The following is a 23,873-nucleotide window of genomic DNA, read 5'->3' on the forward strand; positions in this document are numbered from 1 at the left end:
CTGTCTGACCATCCGGACAGCTGACGAGGGATCAGGGAGTCGTGTCATGGAACAGCCCAGGTGGGACGTGCCGGTCGTGGACCGCACCGAATTCCGGCCCGCCCTGGACCTCCCGCCGTCGGCACGCCAGAACCGGTTGACCGTGCTGCTGCGACTGCTGCTGCTGATCCCGCAGTTCATCGTGCTGTGGCTGCTGTCGATCGTCGCGTTCGTGGTCGCGGTGATCGGCTGGTTCGGGGCGCTGTTCGGCGGTCGGCTCCCCCGGTTCGCCGCCGAGTGGCTCGCCGGATTCGTCGCGTACGACACCAGGGTCTACGCCTCGATGCTGCTGATCGTCGACCGCTATCCGCCGTTCCGCTTCCAGGCGCCCGAGCACCCGGTGCGGATCGAGCTGCGGCCCGGCGAGCCGCTGAACCGGCTCGCGGTGTTCTTCCGGCTGGTGCTGGTCGCTCCGGCGGCGATCGTCCAGGGGCTGTTGCAGGCCGGCTGGTGGACGGTGTCGGTGATCCACTGGCTGGTGGTGCTGATCATGGGGCGGATGCCGCAGGCGCTGTTCGAGGCCACCGCCGCGGTGCTGCGGTACCGGATGCGGTTCCAGGCGTACCTGCTGATGCTCACCTCCACCTACCCGAAGGGCGTGTTCGGCGACCCGCCGAACGCCGAGCCGGAGCGCTCCGCGACCCGGCCGCTGGTGCTGACCGGGGCCGCGAAGGCGCTGCTGGTGATCTACCTGGTGCTCGGGGCGGCGTCCTGGGCGGCGGGCTCGGCGAGCGACCAGTGGCAGTCCGAGGACGACAACCCCTACACCGGGGACGTGGTCTCGACGCTCGCCCCGCTGCCCGTCGGGCGCTGAGCGGCGGTCAGGAGCCGGAGCGCAGCGACAGGGCCACGGCCTCCTCGGAGAGTTCGACGGTGCGGCCGCCGTCCCAGGGGCGTTCCAGGCCGCTGAAGTGCAGCACCCGGTCGATCACCCCGGCGGTGAAGCCCCACACCAGTCGGCCGGCCACCTGGAAGGCGGGGCCGGTGAACCCCGACGGGTGGCGCAGCCGGGCCCGGTTCGCCGGGTCGGTGAGCTCCGCCAGCGGCACCCGGAAGACCGCGCCGGTCTCCGCCGGGTCGACCACCGCGACCGGCGACTCGCGCCGCCACCAGCCGAGCACCGGCGTCACCACGAAGCCGCTGACCGGGATGTACAGCGCGGGCAGGCGGGCGAACAGCTGCACGCCGGACGGGTCGAGGCCGGTCTCCTCGGTGGCCTCGCGGAGCGCCGCGGCCAGCGGGCCGGTGGTGGCCGGGTCGCCGTCCTCCGGGTCCAGCGCGCCGCCGGGGAAGGACGGCTGGCCGGCGTGCGAGCGCAGGCTGCGGGCCCGTTCGATCAGCAGCAGGTCGGGGCCGGTCGGGCCCTCGCCGAACAGCATCAGCACGGCGGACGGGCGGCCGCCCTCGGCGGGCGGCAGGAAGCGGCTGAGCTGTTCCGGCACGGCGCGTTCGGCGGCGTCGCGCACCGGCAGCAGCCAGTCGGGCAGGCCGTCCCGGAGCACCGCGGGTTCCGTCATTCCTGGCCTCCGGCGTTCTTCCGGGCCGCCCGGACCGCGTCCGGGGCGGTGTCGGGCAGTGGGTGTCCGGCCGCGACCTCGGCGCGGGCCGCGACCTCGCCCGGGAAGTCGGCCGGGGGGCGCAGGCGCTGGCCCGGCTGCCCGGCGAGCTCGTACTTGAGCAGCTTGCGGGCCTGGTCGGGGTCGGTCTCGCCGATGCCGTACGAGGGGCAGAGCGGTGCGATCGGGCAGGCCCCGCAGGCGGGCTTGCGGGCGTGGCAGACGCGGCGGCCGTGGAAGACCACCCGGTGCGAGAGCATCGTCCACTCCGACTTCGGGAAGATCGCCATGACGTCGGCCTCGACCTGCTCCGGGTCCTCGGCGGTGGTCCAGCCGAAGCGGCGGGCGAGGCGTCCGAAGTGGGTGTCGACGGTGATGCCGGCCCCGCCGAACGCGTTGCCGATCACCACGTTGGCGGTCTTGCGGCCGACGCCGGGGAGGGTGACGAGGTCCTCCAGTTTGCGCGGGACCTCGCCGTCGTAGCGGTCGCGCAGGGCGATCGACAGGCCGATCAGCGACTTCGCCTTGGCGCGGAAGAAGCCGGTGGGCCGGATGATCTCCTCCAGCTCCTCGGGGACGGCCGCCGCGAGGTCCTCCGGCGTCGGGTACTTCGCGAACAGCGCCGGGGTGGTCTGATTGACCCTCAGGTCGGTGGTCTGCGCCGACAGCACGGTCGCCACCAGCAGCTGGAACGGCCCGTCGAAGTCCAACTCGGGGTGCGCGTACGGGTACAGCTCCGCCAGTTCACGGTTGATCTTCCGGGCCCGGCGCACCATCCCCAGGTGCGTCTCGGGCTTCTTCCGCCCGGCCTTCGCGACCTTGCTCTCTGCCATGCACGAAGGCTACGCCGATCCGCGGGGCCCACGGCCGCTTTGCCCGGGGGACGACGCACTGCCCGGCGCTCCGTCGGGGAGCGTCGGGCGGTCGGTGCGGCGGGACGGGTCAGGCGGCGGCCTCCGCGGGCTCGGCGGCGGGGGCCGGAGTGCGCAGGGTGAGCAGCGAGGCCAGGGCGCCGAGCAGGGCCAGCGCGGCGGCGCCGACGAAGGCGGCGGAGAAGCCGTGGGTCAGGGCGACCGGGTCGCCGAGTTCGCGGGAGCCGTTGGCGGCGGCGACGGCGGTCATGGCGGCCAGGCCGAGGGCGGAGCCGACCTGGTACGAGGTGTTGACGATGCCGGAGGCGAGGCCGCCCTCGGCGGGGTTCGGGACGGCGAGCGCGGTGCCCAGCGACGGGATGAAGGCGAGTGCCATGCCGACGGCGGCGAGCAGCGAGGCCGGCAGGACGTCGACCGCGAAGCTGCCGTTCGGGCGGGCCAGCGACAGCCAGTACATGCCGGCGGCGAGCGCGGCCAGGCCGGTGACGATCAGCGGCTTCGGGCCGAAGCGGGCGATCAGGCGGGGCGCCAGGACGATCATCATCACCATGATCGCGGCGGTCATCGGCAGCAGCGCCGCACCGGAGGCGAAGGCCTTCAGGCCGAGCACCTGCTGCAGGTAGAGGTTGAGGAAGAACCACATCGGGATCCAGGCCGCCGCCATCAGCAACTGCGCCAGGTTGGCGCCGGCCAGGTTCGGGCTGCGCCAGATGCCGAGCCGCATCAGCGGCTCACTGCGGCGGGACTGGACCGCGACGAACGCGGCGATCAGCAGCAGGCCGGCGGCCAGCACCAGCCAGGTCTGCGCGGAGCCCCAGCCGATCTCGGGGGCCCGGACGATCGCGAACACGGTGACGGCGAGGCCGGCGGTGACGGTGATCGCGCCCAGCCAGTCGATCGAGCCCCGGCGGGCCGCGGCGGCGGGCATCACGGACGGGCTCATCGCGAGCACCAGCAGCGCCACCGGGAGGTTGACCCAGAACACCCACTCCCAGCTGGCGTACTGGGTGATCAGGCCGCCGAGGAAGACGCCCGCGGTGCCGCCGGCCGGGGCGGCCGCGCCGTACAGGGCGAAGGCCTTGGGCAGTTCGGTGGGACGTCCGCCGAACAGGGTCATCAGCAGGGTGAGCGCGGCCGGGGCGATCAGTGCCGAGCCGGCGCCCTGGGCGGCGCGGCCGACCAGTTCGACCCAGGCGGTGCCGGCCAGGCCCGCCACCAGGGAGCCGGCGGCGAGGACCGTCCAGCCGGCCGCGAAGACGCGCTTCGCGCCGAGCAGGTCGGACAGGCGTCCGCCGAGCAGCAGCAGGCCGCCGAAGGCGATCACGTAGGCGTTGAACACCCAGGACAGGTTCTCCTGCGAGAACCCGAGCGCGGACTGCATCTTCGGCAGGGCCACGCCGATGATCGAGGTGTCCATGATGACCATGAACTGGGCGAGGGCGATCAGGGCGAGCGCCGTCCAACGGCGCGGTGCGGGTGGTGCGCTGAGGTCGGACATGGCCGGGGACTCCTTGGGCATATACCGGGAGGGGGTATGTGGGGCACGTGGGTGTGCGCGGGGATTTCCCGCGCGGGGGGCGGAGCGGCGGATCAGTGGTGGTGCGCGGGCTCGGTGGGCGCGGGGGTCGGGGCGTTGTCCGCGCCTGCGCCTGCGTCTGCGCCTGCGCCTGCGGTGAGGGTGAAGGCGGCGGTGTGGACGGTGCCCGCGTGCTGGAAGTCCAGGAACAGGCGGTAGTCGCCGGCGCTGGGCGCGGTGGCCGTGAAGTCGACCTCCGGGCCGGGCTTGGTGACGCCGTCGCCGGGCTCGCCGTCCGGGTGGACGTGCAGGTAGCCGAGGTCGCCGGCGCGCAGCACCACCAGGTGGCCGTAGGCGGCGAGGTACGGGTCGAGGTCGTCGACCGGACGGCCGTCCTTCGACACCGCGAAGGCGAGACGGCCCGCCTTTCCGGCCGCCAGGTCGCCGGTGAGGGTCACGGTGTAGCCGTCGACGGTCACCGAGTGGCCGGTCTGCGGGAGGGCGGCGGGCCGGTAGTCGCCGGTGGCGTGCAGGTCCGCGCCGAGGGTCAGCGACTCGGTCTCGGCGGCCGGGACGAAGTCGGCGAACAGGCGGTAGTCGCCGGCCTTGGCGATGTCCGCCGGGACGGTCCAGGTGCCGTCGGCCGCGCGGACCGGGTGGAGGTGCTGGACCGAAGTCAGGTCGCGGCTGGCGACGATCAGGTGCAGTTCCTTCTCGTGCGCCGGCTTGTAGGCGGTGAGCGGGCGCCCGTCCGGGGCCAGCACGCGGAAGCTCAGTTCGGTCGGGCCGGCGGCCGGGACGATCGTGCGGTCGAGGCTCAGGGTGTAGCCGCGGTCGGAGATCTGCAGGCCGCCGACGGGGTGGTCGTCGTGGCCGGCGTGCTCGTCCTGCGCGGCGCGCTCGTCGTGCGCGGCGTGACCGGCGGTGTCGTGGGCGTGTCCCGCGGCCGGGGTCGGGGTGCGGCCGACCGCGTGGCCGACTCCGTAGGCGGTGCCGAACGCGAGGGCGAGGCCCGAGGCGAAGACGGCGACCTTGAGTGCGGTGTTCATGGCGGACTCCCTTTGGGTGGGTGGGGTACCTGGCGACACGACGGAGTAGATACCCCCTGGGGGTATGTGTCAAGCGCAGCAGAGTCCTCTCACAGGGGCAGCCGGGGGGAAAGGCGAGGTCAGGACGGGCGGAAAAATCTCGCGCCCTTCGAGAGGGGCGCCGCCGCGCGCAGGCCGCCGAGGAGAGGGAAACCGCAGGCCAGGACGCAGGCGGGCCGGGGAGGTCTCACACCCGCCGGGAGGGGCGCAGCCGCATGCAGGCCATTGAGGTGCCGCGAGGCCTGGGACTTCGCCTTCCGCCTCGCGGAGTTCCCCGCGCCCCTGGCGCACGGGAGAGCGAGAGGGGGCGGTGGGTGCTTGCACTACATACCCCCTGGGGGTATAAATGGAGTCACCGGGAGGGATACCCCCTCTGGGTATCGAGAACGACAACGGAGGAATCCCATGTCCTGCTGCTCCAGCGACGGCACCTGCTCCACCACCGTGACCGTCGACGCGCCGGCGGCCGTGACCAGCGTGTTCGCGGTGTCGGGGATGACCTGTGGGCACTGCGAGAAGAGCGTCGGCAAGGCGATCGGGGCCCTTGAGGGCGTCCGGGCCGTACAGGTGGACGTGAAGAGCGGGCTCGTCACCGTCGGGTCGACGGTCGAGCTCGACGACGAGACGGTGCGTGCCGCCGTCGACGAGGCCGGCTACGAGCTGACCGGCCGCGCCTGAGAGAGATGAGCCCGGCCGACGGCCGGGATGTTCGAGACCACGAGGAGCCTCTGATGACCACCCAGGCAGCACCCGCCTCCACCGAGGTGGAACTCCGCATCGGCGGCATGACCTGTGCCTCCTGCGCCGCGCGGATCGAGAAGAAGCTCAACCGCATGGACGGCGTGCAGGCCAGCGTCAACTACGCCACCGAGAAGGCCAAGGTGGTCATCGACGGGCCCGTCGAGGTCTCCGACCTGATCGCCACCGTGGAGGCCACCGGTTACACGGCGGCCCTGCCGGAGCCGCCGGCCGAGGAGCGGGGCGGGGCGGCCGAGGAGACGGTCGACGAGCTGGCGCCGCTGCGGCAGCGGCTGATCACGGCGCTGGCGCTGGCCGTGCCGGTGATCGCGATGGCGATGGTGCCGGCGCTGCAGTTCGACAACTGGCAGTGGCTGTCGCTGACGCTGGCCGCGCCGGTGGTGACGTACGCGGCGTGGCCGTTCCACCGGGCCGCGTGGACCAACGCCAAGCACGGCGCGGCGACCATGGACACCCTGGTCTCGTTGGGCACCGGCGCCGCGTTCCTGTGGTCGCTGTGGGCGCTGTTCTTCGGCGACGCGGGCATGCCGGGCATGCGGCACGGCTTCGAGTTCACCATCGCCCGCTCCGACGGCGCGTCGAACATCTACCTGGAGGCGGCGGCCGGCGTCACCGCGTTCATCCTGGCCGGCCGGTACTTCGAGGCCCGGTCGAAGCGGACGGCGGGCGCGGCGCTGAAGGCGCTGCTGGAGCTGGGCGCGAAGGACGTGACGGTGCTGCGGGACGGCCGCGAGGTGCGGCTGCCGATCGGGCAGCTGGCCGTCGGGGACCGGTTCGTGGTCCGGCCGGGCGAGAAGATCGCCACGGACGGCACGGTGGTCGAGGGCAGCTCCGCGGTGGACGCGTCGATGCTGACCGGCGAGTCGGTGCCGGTGGAGGTCGGTCCGGGCGACGCGGTGACCGGGGCGACCGTGAACGCGGGCGGCCGGCTAGTGATCGAGGCGACCCGGGTGGGTGCGGACACCCAGCTGGCGCGGATGGCGAAGCTGGTCGAGGACGCGCAGAACGGCAAGGCCGCCGCGCAGCGGCTGGCGGACCGGATCTCCGGCGTGTTCGTGCCGGTCGTGATCACCCTGGCGCTGGCCACCCTGGGCTACTGGCTGGGCACCGGCGAGGGCTGGACCGCCGCCTTCACCGCCGCCGTCGCCGTGCTGATCATCGCCTGCCCGTGCGCCCTGGGTCTGGCCACGCCGACCGCGCTGCTGGTCGGCACCGGTCGCGGCGCCCAGCTGGGCATCCTGATCAAGGGCCCCGAGGTGCTGGAGAACACCCGCAAGGTCGACACCGTCGTGCTGGACAAGACCGGCACCGTGACCACCGGCCGGATGACCCTGGTCGGCGTGCACACCGCCGCCGGCACCACCGAGGAGGAGGCGCTGCGGCTGGCCGGCGCGCTGGAGCACGCCTCCGAGCACCCGATCGCGCAGGCCGTGGCGACCGCCGCGCAGGAGAGGTTCGGCGAGCTGGAGCCGGTCGAGGGTTTCGAGAACGTCCCGGGTCTGGGCGTACAGGGCGTGGTCGACGGCCACGCGGTGGTCGCCGGACGGGAGGCGCTGCTGGCCGACTGGGCGCAGCAGCTGCCGGCGGAGCTGTTGGCCGCGAAGGCCGAGGCCGAGCGGGCCGGCCGGACCGCGATCGCGGTCGGCTGGGACGGTGCGGCGCGGGCCGTGCTGGAGGTGGCGGACGCGGTGAAGCCGACCAGTGCGGAGGCGATCGCCGAGCTGCGGGCGCTGGGTCTGCGTCCGGTGCTGCTGACCGGTGACAACAGGCTGGTGGCGGAGTCGGTGGCGGCCGAGGTCGGCATCCCCGCCGAGGACGTGATCGCCGAGGTGCTGCCGGAGGACAAGGTGGCGACCGTGCAGCGGTTGCAGGCCGAGGGTCGGACGGTCGCGATGGTCGGCGACGGCGTCAACGACGCGGCGGCGCTCGCCCAGGCCGACCTGGGCCTGGCGATCGGCACCGGCACCGACGCGGCGATCGAGGCGGCGGACCTGACCCTGGTGCGGGGCGACCTGCGCTCGGCGGCGGACGCGATCCGGCTGTCGCGGCGGACGCTGGCCACCATCAAGGGCAACCTGTTCTGGGCCTTCGCCTACAACGTGGCGGCCCTGCCGCTGGCGGCGACCGGCCTGCTCAACCCGATGATCGCGGGTGCCGCGATGGCCTTCTCCTCGGTCTTCGTGGTCGGCAACAGCCTGCGGCTGCGGACCTTCAAGGCCCGCTGACCAGGCCCGCCGAGCACCACGGGAGCACGGGGCAGCACGCGAAGCGGCCCGGTCCGGGAGTCTCCCGGACCGGGCCGCTTCGCGTGGGCGCAAGCGATCAGTTTCCGAGAAGCCGGGTGGGCGGCCCCGTTCCTACGATGAGGAACGTCAGCGAGGCAGCGGAACGGGAGAGCCGGTCATGGCGGAGAAGCACGAGGGTTTCACGGCGGACGAGCGCGCGGCGATGAAGGAGCGCGCCAAGGAGTTGAAGGCGGAGTCGAAGCGGGCGTCGTCCGCCGCGAAGGCGGCCGAGGCGGAGCGGGACCTGCTGGAGAAGATCGCCGAGATGCCGGCCGAGGACCGGGTGCTGGCCGAGCGCTTCCACGCGATCGTCACCGAGGTCGCGCCGGAGCTGGCCCCGAAGACCTGGTACGGGATGCCGGCGTACAACAACAAGGACGGCAAGCCGGTGTGCTTCTTCCAGAGCGCCGCCAAGTTCAAGTCCCGGTACGCGACGATCGGCTTCAGCGACCACGCCCGGCTCGACGACGGCGACCTGTGGCCGGTGTACTACGCGGTCGCCGAGCTGGGCGAGGCCGAGGCGGCGCGCATCGCCGAACTGGTGAAGCGCGCCGTCGGCTGACTCCTCAGGAGTAGGCGCGCAGGGCGAGCAGGGCGGCCAGGGTGACGCCCGGGCGGGCTTCGTGCTCGGTGGACTCGGACCAGCGGGCCCAGTTGATCGGCCAGCCGCCGTCGGGGAGTTGGGCGGAGACCAGGTGGACGAGGCCGCGTTCCAGTTCGGCGTCGGTGAACCAGGCGCGGGCCAGGCTGTCCGGGCGGGGCGCGAAGTCGTGCGGCAGGTGGTACTCGCGCGGTGCGTACCCGGGGGCGATCCGGACCTGCTCGGGGTGGGCCGGGTCCAGCAGCACCAGCTGCCGGCGGCGCACCAGTTCGCCGAGGCGGGCGGCCTGTTCGGCGGCCCAGGCGCGGTCGGGAGCGGCGTCCAGGATGCCGACGGCGGTGAACACCTCGTACGGATGGGTGGTGTCGATCGCCTCGACGGCGCGGCGGCAGAACTCCTCGGCGCCCTTCAGCCAGGCGTGCCGGACGCCGTGGCGCAGCAGCGGGGCGGCGATCTGGCCGGTGGAGAGGAGTTCGGCGGGCGGGTCGTCGGCGATCGGCAGGAACGGCGGGTGCGGGTAGCGGCGCAGGCTGGGCAGGACGGCCGGCACGCCGCCGTCGGGGGTGGTCAAGGTGGCGACCCAGTCGCAGAGTTCGCGTCCGCGCGGGCCGTTCAGTGCGCCGGCCTCGCCGAGGATGCGGGCGGCGGCGCCGGCCGCCAGCGGTTGGGCGGCGGGGCCGCGGACGTCGGGCTCCAGGCCGTACGCCCAGCCGCCGTCGGGGGTGCGGTAGGCGTCCAGGGCGGCGAGGACGCCCGCCGGGTCGGGGGCGTCGAACAGGTGGGTGAAGCGCCGTTGTTCCAGGACCCGGCCCGCGGTCCACAGGTAGTCGCCGGCGCGCTCGATCGTGCTGTCGTCGATCCATGCCATGTGCCGACCGTAGGCGGCCGCGGCGGGCGGCGGGCGGTCTTTGCGGGGTGGCGCGGAAAAAGTTTCGCGGGGACCGATGAGTTCCGCCGGGGCCGGTCGTCCTTTCCTGTGACGGCGACGACGGCAACGACGACAGTGCGGAGGACCTCGGAATGAGCGTCAAGGGACCGGCGAGCTACTTCCCCTCGATCGAGCAGAAGTACGGGCGTCCGATCGCGGACTGGCAGGAGCTGATCCGCAGTTCGCCGCTGACCAAGCACATGGAGCTGGTCGGCTGGTTGAAGAGCGAGCACGGGCTGGGCCACGGCCACGCCAACGCGCTCGTCGTCCACACGCTCGCCACGCTCGCCCGCTGACCATCGCACCGCACCTCACCTCAGGAGTTCGAAGATGACCGAGTTCGTGACGTCCGCCGACGGCACCCGCATCGCGTACCGGGCGGTGGGCGAGGGCCCCGCCGTGGTGATCGTGGACGGGGCGCTCTGCCACCGCGCGTTCGGCCCGTCCACCGGGATCGCCGACCGGCTGGCCGACGGGCACCGGGTGTTCGGCTACGACCGGCGCGGGCGCGGGGAGAGCGGGGTGGGCGCCGGGTACGCCGTCGAGCGGGAGATCGAGGACCTGGCGGCGCTGGTCGCGGCGGCCGGCGGCTCGGCGACGCTGTTCGGCCTGTCCTCCGGCGGGGCGCTGGCGCTGCGGGCGGCCGGTGCGGGCATCGGCGTGGAGCGGGTCGCGGTGTACGAGCCGCCGTTCAGCACCACCGAGGAGCAGCGGGCCCGGTTCTCGGCGTACCGGGCGGGTGTGGGCGAGGATGTCGCGGCCGGTGAGCGGGGGGCGGCGGTCGCGCGCTTCATGGCGTTCGTCGGGATGCCCGAGCCGATGATCGACGGGATGCGGCAGTCGCCCGGCTGGCCGGTGTTCGAGTCGGTCGCGCCGACGCTGGTCACGGACGCGGAGGCGCTGGACGGCGCGGGCGGCGCGCCGGTGCCGGTCGAGCGGCTGGCCGCGCTGACCGTGCCGGTGCTGGTGCTGGACGGCGGGCTCAGCCCGGAATCGCTGCGGGACGCGGCCCGGGAGACGGCCGCCGCCGCGCACGCCGAGTACCGCACCCTGGAGGGCCAGACCCACGAGGTGGCGCCGGAGGCGCTGGCGCCGGTGCTCGCGGAGTTCGTCGCCAAGGGCTGATCGCCGCGAGCCGGCGGGCCGCCGGGCCCGCGGCAAACGCGATGCCGTGCGATCCGCGCCCCTGCTACCGTCGGGGAACTTCACCTGGCTGTCCCGAGGAGCAGACTCCGATGCATGATGCCCGCGCCCTGATCGACCTGGGGGACGAAGCCGTCCGGCGGCTCGCACGTCGCGGCTACCGGCTCGACCTGTCCGCGCTGGAGGGCCTGCAGTCCCGGCGCAACGCGGGCATCCAGAGCGGCGACGAGCTGCGGGCGCGGTCGAAGCAGGTCGCGCAGGAGGTGCAGCGGACGGCGAAGCAGGGCGGGGACGTCTCGGAGCTGAAGGAGAGCGCCCGTTCGCTGAAGGAGCAGATCCAGCGGAACGAGGCCGAACTCGAAGCCGTCCAGCAGGAGTTGACCGAGCTGCTGCTGACGATCCCGAACCTGCCGCTGGACGGGTCGCCGGACGGCTTCTCGGACGCGGACGCCCGTGAGGTGCGCCGGGTCGGCGAGCCGCAGTCGTTCGACTTCGCGCCGAAGGACCACGTCGACCTGGGCGAGACCATGGGCATCATGGACTTCGCCCGGGCCACCAAGCTCTCGGGTTCGCGGTTCAGCGTGCTGCGCGGCACCGGCGCGGCGCTGGAGCGGGCGATCGTCGCGCTGCTGCTGGACCTGCACACCCGCCGGCACGGCTACGTCGAGCACGCGGTGCCGTACCTGGTGAACCGGCGCTCCATGACCGGCACCGGGCAGCTGCCGAAGTTCGAGGAGGACCTGTTCCGGACGGGGGTCGCCGACCGGGACCTGTTCCTGATCCCGACCGCCGAGGTGCCGCTGACCAACCTGTACGCGGACGAGATCGTGCCGCCGGCCGAGCTGCCGCTGGCGCTGACCGCGCACACGCCGTGCTTCCGTTCGGAGGCCGGCTCGTACGGGCGGGACACCCGGGGGCTGATCCGGCTGCACCAGTTCTCGAAGGTGGAGATGGTGCGGATCTGCGCCCCCGGCGAGTCGGGCGAGCAGGCGCTGCTGATGGTGTCGCACGCCGAGGCGTGCCTCCAGGAGCTCGAACTCTCGTACCGCGTCGTCACGTTGGCGGCCGGTGACACCGGGTTCTCGTCGCAGCTGACGTACGACCTGGAGGTGTGGCTGCCCAGCCAGGACACCTACCGGGAGATCTCCTCGGTGTCGGACTTCGGCACCTTCCAGGGCCGCCGGGCGGGCATCCGCACCCGGGACGAGAACGGGAAGCCGACGCCCGCGGCGACGGTGAACGGTTCGGGTCTGCCGCTGGGCCGGACCATCGCGGCGGTGCTGGAGCAGCACCAGCAGGCCGACGGTTCGGTGCTGCTGCCGAAGGCGCTGCACAAGTACCTCGGCTTCGCCCGGATCGCGGCCGACGGCACCCCGGTCGAGGAGTAGAACTTCCGTTCTAGACAGTCGAGTTGACGGCGCGCGGCCGGGGGGCCGCGCGCCGTCGGCGTGTTCAGGCCCCGGTGGGGAGGGTCGCCGCGACCTGCCAGCCGGTGCCGTGCGGGCCGGCGGTGAGTTCGCCGCCGAGGTCGGCGATCCGGCTGCGCAGCGCGGCGAGGCCGGTGCCGCCGCCGGGTCGGGCGTGGGCGTGGGGATGGGCGGGGCCGGCGTCGGTGACGGTGACGGTGAGCCCTGCGCCGGGGTGGTGGACGAGGGCGACGGTGATCAGGTCGGCGGCGGGAGCGTGGCGGCGGATGTTGGTGAGGGCCTCCAGCGCGACCCGGTAGGCGGCGTCCTCGACGGCGGGCGGCAGGGCGGGCAGTTCGGCGCGGCCGTGCAGGGCCGGCCGGTCGGGGAAGTGGTCGAGCAGGGCGGGGAGTTCGGTGAGGGTGTGGCGGCGCGGGGCGGCGTCGTCGGGGGCGCGCAGGGTGTCCAGGGTGTGGTCCATGGAGGTGAGGGCGCGCTGCCCGGCGGCCTCCAGGCGGGCCAGCAGCCGGGCGTTCTCGGCCTCGTCGTAGCCGCTGACCTGGGCTGCCTGCACCTCCAGCAGGATGCCGGTGAGCTCGTGGGCGACGTAGTCGTGCAGGTCGCGGGCGACGGCGAGGCGCTGTTCACGGCGGGCGTCGCGGACGGCGCGGACCCGGCGGTCGTCCTGGCCGCGCAGGTAGAGGGCGGCGCCGAGGGCGGCGGCGACGGGGACGACGGCGAGCAGCAGCCCGGCCACGGAGGCGTCCAGCGGCACGGGTTGGCGCAGCGCGAAGCGCAGCGGCAGGGCCAGCGCGGCGGCGGTGGTGAGCGTGCCGGCGGCCCAGGCCGGGCGGGCCGGCAGCCGTCGGACCGTGCGCACCACCAGGACCAGCAGGGTGGCGAACTCGACGGGCATCCAGACCAGTTCGAGGCCGTGGTCGCCGAAGTAGCCGGCGTCGACGGCGAGCGAGAGCAGCGCGGCGGCGACGGGTGCGAGGACGGGCGGCAGGCGGAGCCCGGTGAGGGCGAGGACCAGGGCGGCGGTGGCGGCGGGCAGCCAGGCCGAGCCGTGGGCGAACGCGGCGGGCAGGAGCAGCAGTGCGGCCGCGACGGCGGTCAGGGCGGGGCGGGCGCCGGTCATGCGGGCAGGTCGGTGAGGTAGCCGAGTTCGAAGGCGCGCATGGCGATGCCGACCCGGTTGCGGACGCCGAGTTTGCGCTGGATGTGCGCGACGTGGGTCTTCACGGTGCCGGCCGAGATGAACAGGGCGGCGGCGATGTCGGCGTTGGTGCGCCCGGCGGCGACCTCGCGGGCGATCTCCTGTTCGCGGGTGGTGAGCGGTTCGGCGAGCGGCGCGGTCTCGGGGCGGCGGCCGGTGACGTGCTGGAGCAGGCGGACGGTGACGGACGGGCTGATCAGGCTGTCGCCGGCCGTCGCGGCGCGGACGGCCTCGATCAGCAGGGCCGGTCCGGAGCGCTTGAGCAGGAAGCCGGAGGCGCCGCCGCGCAGCGCCGGGTACACGTACTCGTCGAGGTCGAAGGTGGTCACCACGACCACCTTGACCTGCGGGTCGGCGGTGGGCCCGCAGAGCTGCCGGACGACTTCGAGGCCGTCCATCCGGGGCATCCGGACGTCCACCAGGGCGACGTCGGGCCGCAGCGCGCGGGCGGCCTCGACGGTGGCGACGCCGTCGGCGGCCTCGCCGACCACCTCGATGTCGGGTTGGGTTTCGAGGATGCGGCGCAGTCCGCGGCGCACCATCTCCTGGTCGTCGGCGAGCAGTACCCGGATGGTCACCCGGCGGATTCTGCCACAGCCCGATTGTCGCGCCGGGCGCGATGGTTGACGGGGCGTTACGGTCGGGGGATGGCTGAGGTGGTGCGGGCGAAGTGGCTGGCGCGGGCCGCGATCGGATGCGGCGCGGCGGCGGTCGGGGTGCTGGCGGCGGGGGCGGGGCTGCGCGGGGCGCTGGTGGTGGCGGTCGGGGTGGCGGCGTTGGCGCTGATCGCGGCGGGGGTGTGGTGGGCGCTGTCGCGGCGCGGGCCGGTGCGCTGGCTCGGGGCGCTGCTGGCGGTGGCGGCGCCGGCGGGTGCGGTGGCGCTGGTCGTCGGGGCGGGGACGTGGCCGTGGGTGCTGGGCGCGGTGGCGCTGTGGTCGGCGGGTCTGTCGCTGGGGCGGTCGGCGCTGCGGTCGGCCCGGGGGCCGCGCGAGGTGCGGGAGCGGGAGGCGCCGGGGCCGCGCAGGCCGGTGCTGATCATGAATCCGGAGTCCGGCGGCGGGAAGGTGCGGGAGTTCCGGCTGGCCGACCGGGCACGGGAGTTGGGGGCCGAGGTGGTGCTGCTCGACCCCTCGGCCGGGCCGGAGCAGGACGTGGCGCTGCTGGCGGAGCGGGCGGTGGCCGACGGCGCGGATCTGCTGGGGGTGGCCGGCGGGGACGGCACGCAGGCGCTGGTGGCGCAGGTCGCGGCCCGGCACGGGCTGCCGTTCCTGGTGGTGGCGGCGGGCACCCGCAACCACTTCGCGCTGGATCTGGGCCTGGACCGGGACGATCCGGCGAGCGGCCTGGACGCGCTGACGGACGGCGTGGAGCTGCGGGTGGACCTGGGCGAGGTGGCGGGCCGGGCCTTCGTGAACAACGTGTCGTTCGGCACGTACGCGGAGGTGGTGCGGAATCCGGACTACCGGGACGCGAAGGCGTCGACGGCGCTGGCGATGCTGCCGGACCTGCTGGTGGGGTACGCGGGCGCGGAGCTGCGGGCCGAGGTGGGCGGGGAGGTGCTGGAGCGGCCGCAGGCGGTGCTGGTCAGCAACAACCCGTACGACGCCGGGGACCTGCTGGATCCGGGGCGGCGTTCGCGGCTGGATCTGGGCCGGCTGGGGGTGCTGGGGGTGAAGGTGGACGGCGCGGCGCAGGCGGCGGAGCTGGCGTTGCGGGGTACGAATGCGGAGGCGGTGCGGACGCTGATGGGGCGTGAGGTGCTGGTGACGGCGGAGGCGGCGAGGATTCCGGTGGCGGTGGACGGCGAGGCGTTGGAGCTGGACGTCCCGGTGCGGTGCGTGATCCGCCCGGGGGCGCTGCGGGTGCGGGTGCCGCGGCACCGGCCGGGTGCGGTGCGGCCGGCGCCGCCGCTGTCGTGGCGGCGGCTGTCGCGGCTGGCGGCGGGCCGCGTCGAGGCGAACGGCGGTGCGCGGTGAGGGTGTTGGAGCGGTGGGCGCCGGCCGGGCGGCGGGTGGTGGCGGACTTGTCGGCGGTGGATCTGGCGGTGTACGCGGCGGTCGCGGCGACGCCGACGCCGGCGCTGGACGAGGGTCTGCGGCGGCTGTCGACGGCGGCGGACAACTCGAAGCTGTCGGTGGCGGTGGCGTGCGGTCTGGCGCTGGTACCGGGGGCGTCGCGCCGGGCGGCGCTGGTGGGGCTGGGGTCGGTGGCGGTGGCGTCGGCGGCGGCGAACCTGGCGGGCAAGTCGCTGGCGCGGCGGACCCGGCCGGACCGGGTGGCGGGGAAGGTGCCGCAGGCGCGGCACGTGCCGATGCCGGAGTCGGCGTCGTTCCCGTCCGGGCACACCGCGTCGGCGTTCGCGTTCGCCACCGGAGTGGCCTCCCAACTGCCGTGGGCGGCAGCTCCGTTGGGTCTGCTCGCGGCGGCGGTGGGCTATTCGCGGGTGCACACGGGGGTGCACTACCCGGGGGACGTGGTGGCGGGCGCGCTGCTGGGGACGGTCGCGGGCAGTGTGGTGGCGGGCGCGGGCCGCCGCCTGGTGGCGCGTCAGGGCAGGTAGCGGTAGCCGAGGCCGGGTTCGGTGATCAGGTGCCGGGGGCGGTGCGGGTCGCGTTCGAGCTTGCGGCGCAGGGCCGCGAAGTGCACCCGCAGGTAGTTGCTGTGGTGTTCGTGGCCGGGGCCCCAGACGGCGGTGAGGAGCTGTTGGCGGCCGACCAGCCGGCCGGGGGCGGCGAGCAGCACGCCGAGCAGCCGCCATTCGGTGGGGGTGAGCCGGACCGGGCCGTCCGGTCCGGTGGCGCGGGCGGCGGCCGGGTCCAGGGTGTGGTCGCCGACCCGGGCGAGCGGCGGGGCGGCGGCGGGCGCGGGGCGGCGCAGGACGGCGCGCAGGCGGGCGAAGAGCTCGTCCATGACGAAGGGCTTGGTGAGGTAGTCGTCGGCGCCGCCGTCGAGGGCGTGGATGCGGTCGGCGGGGTCGGTGCGGCCGGACAGCACGATGACCGGCGCGGCGCTGTGGCGGCGCAGGGCGCGCAGCACGTCCATGCCGTCCTGGTCGGGCAGGCCGAGGTCGAGCAGGACGGCGTCGGGCGGGGTCCGCTCGGCCAGTTCGAGGGCCCGCCGGGCGGTGTCGGCGGTGAGGGCGGCGTACTGGCGGGCGAGCAGGTTGAGGCGCAGGGTGCGCAGCAGGCGGGGTTCGTCGTCGACGGCGAGGACGCGGGTCATCGGGTTTCCTCGTGGGGTGCTTCGGTGGCGGCGTGGGGTGCTTCGGTGGCGGCGGGCAGGGTGAGCAGCATGGTGGTGCCGCCGCCGGGGGTGTCCTCGACGTCGAGGCTGCCGCCCATGGCTTCGGCGAGGCCGCGGGAGAGAGCGAGGCCGAGGCCGAGCCCGGTGGTGTTGTCGGTGTCGCCGAGGCGTTGGAACGGCAGGAAGACCCGGTCGCGGTCCTCGGGCGGGATGCCGGGCCCGCGGTCGACGATGCGGATCTCCACCCGGTGGGCGTGGGCGGAGGCGGTGACCAGGACGGGTGCGCCGGGCGCGTTGTGCCGCAGCGCGTTGGTGACGACGTTGGCGAGGACGCGTTCGAGCAGCGGCGGGTCGGCGAGGACCGGCGGGGCGGTGTCGAGGTCGAGCGACCGGACGGGCGCGTCGGGGTCGGGCAGCGAGTCGAGGGCGCGCGGCAGGATCTCGTCCAGGTGGGTGGGTTGCAGGTGCAGGGTGAGGGCGCCGGCCTGGAGGCGGCTGAGGTCGAGCAGGTTGTCGACCAGGCGGGTGAGTTCGACCAGGGACTCGTCGGCGAGGGCGAGCAGTTCGGCGCGGTCCGCGGCGGAGAACTCGACCTCGGGGCTGCGCAGCGAGCCGACGGAGGCGAGGGCGGTGGCGAGCGGGGTGCGCAGGTCGTGGCTGACGGCGGCGAGCAGGGCGGTGCGCATCCGGTCGGCGGCGCGGATCGGTTCGACCTCGGCGGCGACGGTGGCGAGCCGGTCGCGTTCGAGGGCGGCGGCGAGGTGGGCGGCGAACGCGGCCAGCACCCGGTGGTCGGTGTCGGGCAGCCGACGGCCGGTGAGCACCAGCAACGCGTCTGCGCCGACCGGGAGTTCGGTGGTCTCGGGGTGGTCGTCGGCGGCGGCCGGGGTGTCGGTGCGGGCGAGCACCTCTCCGGTGGCGGGGTCGAGCAGGGCGGCGGTGTCCAGGCCGAAGGAGGTGCGGGTGCGTTCCAGCAGGGCGGGGACGGCGTCGGCGCCGCGCAGCACCGAGCCGGCCAGGGTGGAGAGGGTCTCGGCCTCGGCGGTGGCGCGGGCGGCCCGGGCGGTCTGCCGGGCGGAGTGGTCGACGACGGTGGACACGCACAGCGCGACGGCGGCGAACACGGCGAGCGCGATGAAGTTGTTGGCCTCGCCGATGGTGAAGGTGTGCACCGGCGGGATGAAGTAGTAGTTCAGCAGCAGCGAGGCGACCACGGAGGCGAGCAGCGCTGAGACCGCGCCGCCGAGCAACGCGACGGCGACGACGCCGAGTTGGAAGATCAGCGCGTCGGTGGTGAGGTTCAGCGCGGTGTGCGCCTGGGAGAGCAGGGCGGTCAGCAGCCAGGGGACGGCGAGCCCGGCGGCGTACCCGGCGAGGGTGCGGCGGCGGGAGTGCCGGCGGCCCAGCGAGGGGAGGCGGCCGCGGCCGGTGAAGGCGTGGGTGACCATGTGGACGTCGATGTCCTCGGACCGGTCGACGGTGGTCTCGCCGATGCCGGGGCCGGTGAGGAAGCGGTTGGTGCGGCCGCGCCGGCTGGTGCCGAGGACGAGTTGGGTGGCGTCCCGGGCCCGGGCGAAGGTCAGCAGTGTCTCGGGGATGTCGTCGCCCACCACCACGTGGTAGCTGCCGCCGAGGGATTCGACCAGGCTGCGCTGTTCGGCGAGCCGGCCGGGCGAGGCGCCGGCCAGGCCGTCGCTGCGGGTGACGTGCACGGCGATCAGTTCGCCGCCGGCGGTGCGGTCGCAGATCCGGGCGGCGCGGCGGATCAGGGTGGGGCCCTCCGGTCCGCCGGTGAGGGCGACGACGACGCGTTCGCGGGTCTCCCAGACCCGGTCGATGTTGTGCACGGCCCGGTAGTCGCGCAGCCCTTCGTCGACCCGGCCGGCCAGCCAGAGCAGCGCGAGTTCGCGCAGCGCGGTGAGGTTGCCGACCCGGAAGTAGTTGGCGAGCGCGGCGTCGACCTTCTCGGCCTGGTAGACGTTGCCGTGGGCGAGGCGGCGGCGCAGCGCCTGCGGGGCCATGTCGACCAGTTCGATCTGGTCGGCGCGGCGCACCACCTCGTCGGGGACGGTCTCGCGCTGCGGCACGCCGGTGATCTTCTGCACGACGTCGTTGAGCGACTCCAGGTGCTGGATGTTGACGGTGGTGACCACGTCGATGCCGGCGGCGAGGAGTTCCTCGACGTCCTGCCAGCGCTTGGCGTGCCGCCCGCCGGGGATGTTGGTGTGGGCGAGCTCGTCGACCAGGGCGAGTTCGGGGCGGCGGCGCAGCAGCGCGTCCAGGTCGAGTTCGGCGAACTCGGTGTCGCGGTAGCGCCGTACGGTGCGCGGGAGTTGCTCCAGGCCGTCGAGCAGGCGGGCGGTGCGCGGACGGTCGTGGGTCTCCAGCAGGCCGACCACCACGTCGGTGCCGCGTTCCCGGCGGCGGTGCGCCTCGTCGAGCATCCGGTAGGTCTTGCCGACGCCGGGGGCCGCGCCGAGGTAGACCCGTAGCCGGCCCCGCCGGCGGCCGGTGGGCTGGGCTCCGAGGTCGGCTGGCATGGCGGCTCGTCTCACGGTCGTGGGCGGAAGGGGCTCGGGGACGCGGCCGGCCGACCCGGGCGGGGGAGCGCCCGGGTCGGCCTGCTTCGGTAAGGGACTCGTCGTCACTTCAGGTCGGCGACCGCACGGTTGAGCAGGACGACGTTGACGCCGGGCTGCCCGAGGAAGCCGAGGCTGCGGCCGTCGGTGTACTGGGCGATCAGCTGCTCCAGCCGCTCGGCGGGCACGCCGCGGGCCTCGGCGACCCGCTTCACCTGCTGCTCGGCGTACGCGACGGAGATCTGCGGGTCGAGTCCGGAGCCGGAGGCGGTCAGCGCGTCCGCCGGGACGCTCGCCGGGTCGACGCCGTCGAACGCGGCGACGGCGGCGCGGCGCTCCTCGACGGCCTTCAGCAGTTCGTCGCTGTTCGGGCCGAGGTTGGAGGCGCCGGACGACTTCGGGTCGTAGCCGCCGGCGGACGGGCGGGGCTGGAACCACTTCGGGTCGGGCTGCGCCTGCTCGTCCGGGTCGTCGGGGTTCTGCTTGGGCAGGTCGAAGCTCTGGCCGAGCAGGCTGGAGCCGATCTCCTTGCCGTCGGCCTTCACCACCGAGCCGTTGGCCTTGGCGGGGAAGGCGAGTTGGCTGATGCCGGTGATCAGCAGCGGGTAGGCGATGCCGAGGATCACGGTCATCACCAGCAGCATCCGCAGCGCGGTGAGGTGGGTGCGCAGGAAGGTGGGCATGTCTCGTTCTCCTCTCTTGTCAGTTCAGGCCGGGGATGAACTGCACGACCAGGTCGATCAGCTTGATGCCGACGAACGGCACCACCAGGCCGCCCAGGCCGTACACCCCGATGTTCCTCGACAGCAGCGAACTGGCGTCGGAGGGACGGTACTTGACGCCGCGCAGGGCCAGCGGGATGAGGCCGACGATGACCAGCGCGTTGAAGACGATCGCCGAGGTGATCGCGGAGGTCGGGCTGTGCAGGCCCATGATGTTCAGGTGGCTCAGGCCCGGGTACACGCCGGCGAACATCGCGGGGATGATCGCGAAGTACTTGGCCACGTCGTTGGCGATCGAGAAGGTCGTCAACGCGCCGCGGGTGATGAGCAGTTGCTTGCCGATCTCGACGATCTCGATCAGCTTGGTCGGGTTGGAGTCCAGGTCCACCATGTTGCCGGCCTCCTTGGCCGCCATGGTGCCGGTGTTCATCGCCACGCCGACGTCGGCCTGGGCGAGCGCGGGGGCGTCGTTGGTGCCGTCGCCGGTCATCGCGACCAGCTTGCCGCCCTCCTGCTCCTTCCGGATCAGGGCCATCTTGTCCTCGGGCGTGGCCTCGGCGAGGAAGTCGTCGACGCCCGCCTCCTCGGCGATCGCCCGCGCGGTCAGCGGGTTGTCGCCGGTGATCATCACGGTCTTGATGCCCATCCGGCGGAGCTCCGCGAACCGCTCCCGCATGCCCTCCTTCACCACGTCCTTGAGGTGGATGACGCCGAGCACCCGGGGCGGGCGTCCGCCCTCGCGGTCGGCGACCACCAGCGGGGTGCCGCCCGCCGCGGAGATCCCGTCGACCAGCTGCGCCACCTCGGCACCGACCGAACCGCCGTGCGCGGTCACCCAGTTGGAGACCGAGGCGGCCGCGCCCTTGCGGACCTCGCGCCCGTCCACGTCCACCCCCGACATGCGGGTCTGCGCGGTGAACGGCACCCACTCGGCGTGCGCCAACTCGCCCTGGGCGCGGGCCCGCAGGCCGTACGCGGTCTTGGCGAGCACCACGATCGAGCGCCCCTCGGGGGTCTCGTCGGCCAGCGAGGACAGCTGCGCGGCGTCCGCCAGCTCCTCGACGCCCACGCCCGCGGCGGGCTGGAACTCGGCGGCCTGCCGGTTGCCGAGCGTGATGGTGCCGGTCTTGTCGAGCAGCAGCGTGTTGACGTCGCCGGCGGCCTCCACGGCACGGCCGGACATCGCCAGCACGTTGCGCTGCACCAGCCGGTCCATGCCGGCGATGCCGATCGCCGACAGCAGCGCGCCGATGGTGGTCGGGATCAGCGCCACGATCAGCGCCACCAGCACCACGGTGGGCTGCGGGGCGCCCGCGTAGGTCGCCATCGGCTGGAGGGTGACGACCGCGATCAGGAAGACGATGGTCAGCGAGGCCAGCAGGATGTTCAGCGCGATCTCGTTCGGCGTCTTCTGCCGGGCCGCGCCCTCCACCAGGGCGATCATGCGGTCGATGAAGGTCTTGCCGGGCTCCGAGCTGATCTTCACCACGATCCGGTCCGACAGCACCTTGGTGCCGCCCGTCACCGCCGAACGGTCGCCGCCGGACTCGCGGATCACCGGCGCGGACTCGCCGGTGATCGCCGATTCGTCGACGCTGGCGATGCCCTCGACCACGTCGCCGTCACCGGGGACGACCTGCCCGGCCTCGACCACCACGTGGTCGCCGAGGCGCAGCGCGGTGCCCGGCACCTCCTCCTCGTCCTTCCGGGCGGGCCAGTCGACCAGCCGCCGGGCGGTGGTGTCGGACTTGGTGCGGCGCAGCGTGTCGGCCTGCGCCTTGCCGCGGCCCTCGGCGACCGCCTCGGCCAGGTTGGCGAACACCGTGGTCAGCCAGAGCCAGGCGGTGATCGCCCAGGCGAACACCGACGGGTCGGCGATCGCGGCGACGGTGGTGACCACCGAGCCGACCTCGACCACGAACATCACCGGGTTCTTCACCATCACCCGGGGGTCGAGCTTCTTCACCGCGTCGGGCAGCGCGGCGAGCAGCAGTTTCGGGTCGAGCAGGCCCGCGGAGACTCTGTGCGGCGCCTGTTCGGGGGCCGCCGGTTCAAGGGTGGTGGACATCAGTGGAGACCTTCTGCGATCGGCCCGAGGGCCAGGGCCGGGAAGTAGGTGAGGCCGACGACGATCAGCACCACACCGGAGAGCAGTCCGACGAACAGCGGCTTGTGCGTGGGCAGCGTGCCCGCGCTCGCCGGGACGGGCTGCTGCCGGGCCAGCGAGCCGGCCAGCGCCAGCACGAACACCATCGGCAGGAACCGGCCGAACACCATCGCCAGGCCCAGCGCCGTGTCGTACCAGGCGGTGTTCACGGTGATGCCGCCGAACGCGGAGCCGTTGTTGTTCGCGGCGGAGGTGAACGCGTACAGCACCTCGGAGAAGCCGTGCGCACCGGAGTTGAGCATCCCGGCGCGCTCGCCGGGCAGGGCGATCGCGGTGCCCGCGCCGATCAGCACGATCGTCGGCGTGGTGAGGATGTACAGCGAGGCGAACTTCATCTCCCGGCCGCCGAGCTTCTTGCCCAGGTACTCGGGGGTGCGGCCGACCATCAGACCGGCCACGAACACCGCGACGATCGCCAGGATCAGCATCCCGTACAGGCCCGATCCGGTACCGCCGGGCGCGATCTCGCCGAGCATCATGTTGAAGATCGTCAGACCGCCGCCGAACGGCGTGTACGAGTCGTGGAAGGAGTTCACCGCGCCCGTCGAGGTGAGCGTGGTGGACGCCGCGAACAGGCTGGACCCGGCGATGCCGAGCCGCTGCTCCTTGCCCTCCATCGCCGCGCCGGCGGCCTGCAGGGCGGTGCCGCCGTGCTGGTGCTCGAAGAAGGTGATCAGCGCGGCCGAGGCCACCCAGAACAGGCCCATCACCGCGACGATCGCGTAGCCCTGGCGGTGGTCGCCGACCATCCGGCCGAAGGTGCGCGGCAGCGAGAACGCGATCACCAGTATCAGGAAGATCTCCACCAGGTTGGTGAAGCCGGTCGGGTTCTCGAACGGGTGCGCCGAGTTGGCGTTGTAGAAGCCGCCGCCGTTGGTGCCGAGCAGCTTGATGACCTCCTGCGAGGCCACCGGCCCGCCCGGGACCGCCTGCTGACCGCCGGTCAGCGTGGTCACCTCGTGGAAGCCGTGGAAGTTCTGCACCACACCGTTGGCGGCCAGCACCAGCGCGAACACGATCGCGATCGGCAGCAGCAGGCGCAGCGCGATCCGGGTCAGGTCCACCCAGAAGTTGCCGACCCGGTCGGTGCGGTTGCGGGTGAACCCGCGGATCAGCGCCGCCACCACGGCGATGCCGACGGCCGCGGAGACGAAGTTCTGCACCGCCAGGCCCGCCATCTGCACCAGGTGGCCCATCGCGGACTCGCCGCTGTACGACTGCCAGTTGGTGTTGGCGGTGAACGAGATCGCGGTGTTCCAGGCCTGGTGCGCCTCCATCTCGGGCACGCCCAGGCTCAGCAGCAGGTGCGTCTGAAGGCGGATCAGCCCGTACAGGAACAGCACCGACAGCGCGGAGAACGCCAGCACCGACCGCAAGTACACCGGCCAACGCTGATCGGCGTCGCCATCGACGCCGACCAGTCGGTACAGGGCCTTCTCGGCTCTCAGATGTTTCGCGGTGGTGAGCAGCCGCGCGATGTAATCACCCAGCGGCCGGTAGCACAGGGCCAGCGCTCCGACCAGGGCGACAGCCTGGAGCCAGCCGGCAAGAGTGGCACTCATGTCAGAACTTCTCCGGGTGGATCAGCGCGAGAACGAGGTAGCCGACCAGCGCGGCGGCGACGATGAGACCGACGATGTTCTCCGTGGTCACAGCTTCTCCACCCCCCGCGCGATCAGGGCGATGACGGCGAACACGGCAACCGTGACGCCGACATAGATCAGATCCGACATGGCATCCACCAAGGTGG

22 protein-coding genes are annotated in these 23,873 nt (G+C 73.6%); 9 read left to right on the forward strand and 13 right to left on the reverse strand.

Going from position 1 to position 23,873, the window contains the following annotated elements:
* Window positions 1–46: 46 nt before the first annotated feature.
* A complete protein-coding gene (locus ACFV4P_RS17575; protein WP_380471976.1) occupies window positions 47–853 on the forward strand; it encodes a DUF4389 domain-containing protein in 807 nt (268 codons plus the stop codon).
* Window positions 854–860: 7 nt separating this feature from the next.
* On the opposite strand, the gene ACFV4P_RS17580 is transcribed toward ACFV4P_RS17575, so the two are convergent.
* The 4 genes from ACFV4P_RS17580 to ACFV4P_RS17595 form a co-directional block, all read right to left on the reverse strand.
* A complete protein-coding gene (locus tag ACFV4P_RS17580; protein WP_380471978.1) occupies window positions 861–1,556 on the reverse strand; it encodes an NUDIX hydrolase in 696 nt (231 codons plus the stop codon).
* Window positions 1,553–2,428 (reverse strand): endonuclease III, encoded by an 876-nt coding sequence (gene nth, locus ACFV4P_RS17585; RefSeq protein WP_380471980.1) that lies wholly within the window; start codon window positions 2,426–2,428, stop codon window positions 1,553–1,555. Before nth ends, ACFV4P_RS17580 begins: the two co-directional genes overlap by 4 nt.
* Before the next feature lie 109 nt (window positions 2,429–2,537).
* Complete coding sequence (locus ACFV4P_RS17590) at window positions 2,538–3,965, reverse strand: MFS transporter (RefSeq protein WP_380471982.1); 1,428 nt, start codon at window positions 3,963–3,965, stop codon at window positions 2,538–2,540.
* Between the two features lie 92 nt (window positions 3,966–4,057).
* Window positions 4,058–5,032 (reverse strand): hypothetical protein, encoded by a 975-nt coding sequence (locus ACFV4P_RS17595; protein ID WP_380471984.1) that lies wholly within the window; start codon window positions 5,030–5,032, stop codon window positions 4,058–4,060.
* A gap of 444 nt (window positions 5,033–5,476) precedes the next feature.
* Between ACFV4P_RS17595 and ACFV4P_RS17600 the strand changes: the two genes are divergently transcribed.
* The 3 genes from ACFV4P_RS17600 to ACFV4P_RS17610 all read left to right on the forward strand — a co-directional run bounded on the left by ACFV4P_RS17600 (window position 5,477) and on the right by ACFV4P_RS17610 (window position 8,677).
* Window positions 5,477–5,749 carry a heavy-metal-associated domain-containing protein gene (locus tag ACFV4P_RS17600; RefSeq protein WP_073807462.1) on the forward strand — a complete coding sequence of 91 codons (273 nt, stop codon included), beginning with the start codon at window positions 5,477–5,479 and terminating at the stop codon, window positions 5,747–5,749.
* A 53-nt stretch (window positions 5,750–5,802) separates the two neighbouring features.
* On the forward strand, window positions 5,803–8,055 hold the full coding sequence (locus ACFV4P_RS17605; RefSeq protein WP_380471986.1) for a heavy metal translocating P-type ATPase: 2,253 nt from the start codon (window positions 5,803–5,805) through the stop codon (window positions 8,053–8,055).
* A gap of 178 nt (window positions 8,056–8,233) precedes the next feature.
* The gene (locus ACFV4P_RS17610) at window positions 8,234–8,677 is read left to right on the forward strand and encodes an iron chaperone (protein ID WP_380471988.1); all 444 of its coding nucleotides are present in this window, start codon (window positions 8,234–8,236) and stop codon (window positions 8,675–8,677) included.
* A 4-nt stretch (window positions 8,678–8,681) separates the two neighbouring features.
* Here the strand turns inward: ACFV4P_RS17610 and ACFV4P_RS17615 are convergent, their stop codons facing one another.
* On the reverse strand, window positions 8,682–9,584 hold the full coding sequence (locus tag ACFV4P_RS17615; protein WP_083646429.1) for a hypothetical protein: 903 nt from the start codon (window positions 9,582–9,584) through the stop codon (window positions 8,682–8,684).
* Window positions 9,585–9,736: 152 nt separating this feature from the next.
* On the opposite strand from ACFV4P_RS17615, the gene ACFV4P_RS17620 reads away from it, so the two are divergent.
* From ACFV4P_RS17620 to serS, 3 genes are all read left to right on the forward strand, one after another.
* Window positions 9,737–9,940 carry a DUF4287 domain-containing protein gene (locus tag ACFV4P_RS17620; protein WP_380471990.1) on the forward strand — a complete coding sequence of 68 codons (204 nt, stop codon included), beginning with the start codon at window positions 9,737–9,739 and terminating at the stop codon, window positions 9,938–9,940.
* A 34-nt stretch (window positions 9,941–9,974) separates the two neighbouring features.
* Window positions 9,975–10,769, forward strand: coding sequence for an alpha/beta fold hydrolase (locus ACFV4P_RS17625; RefSeq protein ID WP_380471992.1), 795 nt, complete (start codon window positions 9,975–9,977; stop codon window positions 10,767–10,769).
* A gap of 110 nt (window positions 10,770–10,879) precedes the next feature.
* Window positions 10,880–12,175, forward strand: coding sequence for a serine--tRNA ligase (serS, locus tag ACFV4P_RS17630; RefSeq protein WP_380471994.1), 1,296 nt, complete (start codon window positions 10,880–10,882; stop codon window positions 12,173–12,175).
* A 64-nt stretch (window positions 12,176–12,239) separates the two neighbouring features.
* On the opposite strand, the gene ACFV4P_RS17635 is transcribed toward serS, so the two are convergent.
* Both ACFV4P_RS17635 and ACFV4P_RS17640 read right to left on the reverse strand, forming a co-directional pair.
* The gene (locus ACFV4P_RS17635; RefSeq protein ID WP_380471996.1) at window positions 12,240–13,334 is read right to left on the reverse strand and encodes a sensor histidine kinase; all 1,095 of its coding nucleotides are present in this window, start codon (window positions 13,332–13,334) and stop codon (window positions 12,240–12,242) included.
* Window positions 13,331–13,990 carry a response regulator gene (locus ACFV4P_RS17640; protein WP_380471998.1) on the reverse strand — a complete coding sequence of 220 codons (660 nt, stop codon included), beginning with the start codon at window positions 13,988–13,990 and terminating at the stop codon, window positions 13,331–13,333. Before ACFV4P_RS17640 ends, ACFV4P_RS17635 begins: the two co-directional genes overlap by 4 nt.
* Before the next feature lie 69 nt (window positions 13,991–14,059).
* On the opposite strand from ACFV4P_RS17640, the gene ACFV4P_RS17645 reads away from it, so the two are divergent.
* Together ACFV4P_RS17645 and ACFV4P_RS17650 are read left to right on the forward strand one after the other, a co-directional pair.
* Entirely contained in the window at window positions 14,060–15,388 is a 1,329-nt protein-coding gene (locus ACFV4P_RS17645) for a diacylglycerol/lipid kinase family protein (protein ID WP_380472000.1), read from the forward strand.
* Between the two features lie 5 nt (window positions 15,389–15,393).
* Window positions 15,394–15,972 carry a phosphatase PAP2 family protein gene (locus tag ACFV4P_RS17650; RefSeq protein ID WP_380472002.1) on the forward strand — a complete coding sequence of 193 codons (579 nt, stop codon included), beginning with the start codon at window positions 15,394–15,396 and terminating at the stop codon, window positions 15,970–15,972.
* On the opposite strand, the gene ACFV4P_RS17655 is transcribed toward ACFV4P_RS17650, so the two are convergent.
* The 6 genes from ACFV4P_RS17655 to kdpF form a co-directional block, all read right to left on the reverse strand.
* The gene (locus tag ACFV4P_RS17655; protein ID WP_073807442.1) at window positions 15,960–16,634 is read right to left on the reverse strand and encodes a response regulator; all 675 of its coding nucleotides are present in this window, start codon (window positions 16,632–16,634) and stop codon (window positions 15,960–15,962) included. The genes ACFV4P_RS17650 and ACFV4P_RS17655 overlap by 13 nt on opposite strands.
* Complete coding sequence (locus ACFV4P_RS17660; protein WP_380472004.1) at window positions 16,631–19,195, reverse strand: ATP-binding protein; 2,565 nt, start codon at window positions 19,193–19,195, stop codon at window positions 16,631–16,633. Before ACFV4P_RS17660 ends, ACFV4P_RS17655 begins: the two co-directional genes overlap by 4 nt.
* Window positions 19,196–19,299: 104 nt before the next feature.
* Window positions 19,300–19,917, reverse strand: coding sequence for a K(+)-transporting ATPase subunit C (kdpC, locus tag ACFV4P_RS17665; protein ID WP_380472006.1), 618 nt, complete (start codon window positions 19,915–19,917; stop codon window positions 19,300–19,302).
* A 19-nt stretch (window positions 19,918–19,936) separates the two neighbouring features.
* Entirely contained in the window at window positions 19,937–22,024 is a 2,088-nt protein-coding gene (gene kdpB / locus ACFV4P_RS17670) for a potassium-transporting ATPase subunit KdpB (RefSeq protein WP_380472008.1), read from the reverse strand.
* The gene (kdpA, locus tag ACFV4P_RS17675; protein ID WP_380472010.1) at window positions 22,024–23,685 is read right to left on the reverse strand and encodes a potassium-transporting ATPase subunit KdpA; all 1,662 of its coding nucleotides are present in this window, start codon (window positions 23,683–23,685) and stop codon (window positions 22,024–22,026) included. The genes kdpB and kdpA overlap by 1 nt, the downstream gene beginning before the upstream one ends.
* A gap of 1 nt (window position 23,686) precedes the next feature.
* Window positions 23,687–23,776, reverse strand: coding sequence for a K(+)-transporting ATPase subunit F (kdpF, locus tag ACFV4P_RS17680; RefSeq protein WP_100588158.1), 90 nt, complete (start codon window positions 23,774–23,776; stop codon window positions 23,687–23,689).
* Window positions 23,777–23,873: the final 97 nt, after the last annotated feature.

The sequence above is a fragment of the Kitasatospora sp. NPDC059795 genome, assembly GCF_042732175.1.
Lineage (GTDB): Bacteria > Actinomycetota > Actinomycetes > Streptomycetales > Streptomycetaceae > Kitasatospora.